Origin of the sequence: Jannaschia seosinensis, assembly GCF_001408515.1 — a bacterium.
Taxonomy (GTDB): domain Bacteria; phylum Pseudomonadota; class Alphaproteobacteria; order Rhodobacterales; family Rhodobacteraceae; genus Jannaschia; species Jannaschia seosinensis.
Genome location: NZ_CYPR01000118.1, coordinates 1 through 1413, shown reverse-complemented (window position 1 = coordinate 1413; position 1413 = coordinate 1). Strand labels below are relative to the sequence as shown.

2 protein-coding genes are annotated in these 1413 nt (G+C 61.4%); one reads left to right on the top strand and one right to left on the bottom strand.

Features of this window, described 5'->3' with window-relative positions:
- Window positions 1-500 (bottom strand): transposase (locus JSE7799_RS09560; protein ID WP_186201897.1); only part of this gene is annotated, 500 nt, incomplete at its 3' end.
- 596 nt (window positions 501-1096) lie between these two features.
- On the opposite strand from JSE7799_RS09560, the gene JSE7799_RS09555 reads away from it, so the two are divergent.
- Window positions 1097-1413, top strand: a 317-nt coding sequence (locus tag JSE7799_RS09555) for a transposase (protein WP_144431637.1), incomplete at its 3' end; no start/stop codon positions are given.

The following is a 1413-nucleotide window of genomic DNA, read 5'->3' as shown; positions in this document are numbered from 1 at the left end:
TGCTGGTGGCCATGCACCGCGTCAAAGGTATCATCGATATCGAGCACGATCCGGCTTGGGGGGCGCGCAAACGAGTGGCAGTAGAACCGGATCATCTCGCGGCCCATGCGGATAAGGGCGCGGGCGTCGGGCAGGTTTTCCATGCGCGAGATCGTCGGCTGCGAACACAAGGCCGGCCCTGTTTCCGGGCCACGCTCCAGCGCGATCCTGAAGCTGGGATCGTACCGCAGGGCGGTCGCGTCATTGCAGTCTTCATATCCCGCCGCGATCATCATGATCCGGAAACGGATGATGTCACACAGGCTATGCTGAACTTTCGCCGGGTCACGCGGATCGCGCAGGCAATCGGCGAGCCGCTGCGCCAGATCCGCCTTGCGCTCGATCTCGCGCAGCAGGGTCAGCCCCGCGTCGGAGCTCATGTCGGCGCCGTCAAACCCGAGCAGGATCGGCTTGCCATTGAGGGGTGACAGACGGGGTGCGGAGCACGTAGACTGGGTCATGGCGGAGGTCGTCCTGCTGAAATCTGAATCTTTGGCGTCGATAACCAAAAAATACAGAGTTTCGGACGGTTACGCCACCTCCGCCGCCTTCTCGTGAATTATCCGGGTTAAGAAGCTTGTCGAGGATCAGCGCTCGGTTTGGCTGCTCACGTAGAAGAGCCGGCACGCCGCCAATGAATGTCTGGAGGGCTAGGAGTGGGGCACCTATGCAGAGTTGGGATTTTGATTTCTCGCGGTTCACTCGGACTTGCGAGTGATCAGAGCAGCGCAACTTCGCCTGGAACAGCCGGTCGGAGCCGGCTGTTCATCTCTATTCGAATTGCAACGGCGGGCCTCTACTGCCGCTCGCATCGTTCGTTGATGTAAGCGAGCTCGCAGCTTTGCGCCCCCTCTTGCTTCCACAGTGCTTCCACGGGTAATGGAAACGCGAACGCCGCCCCGGAGGGCGGCGCTCAAACACTTGATAACACGCATGATTTTGGTTTCGGGAGTAGGATTTGAACGTAAGCGGTGGCTGCGGCCCACGTTGTCGGGCATCGGCATGATTGCGAGATCTACCCATCTCAAGATGGGGAGTGCGTTTCGCAATGTGTGCTATGAATTCGTTTCTCAGATCGCTGGGTGTGGAGGTCCATGCGTCAGGGCATCGACGGTGGCCGGATGATGTAAAGGCGCAGGTTGTCGCGGAGACGTTGGCGCCGGGCGCGACCGTGAACTCCGTGGCCGAGCGGTATGGGGTTAAGCCGAACCAGTTGTCCGCCTGGCGGGGCTTGGCGAAGAAGGGCAAGTTGGTCCTGCCTGCGGCCATCGACGCCTCCGCGGGGGCTGGTGAGCTCCCTGTCTTCGCGCCCCTTGTCCTGCGTGAGCCGGAGGAGCCAGTGGAGCGGGAGGCTTCGCCGCAGTCGGGCGACCT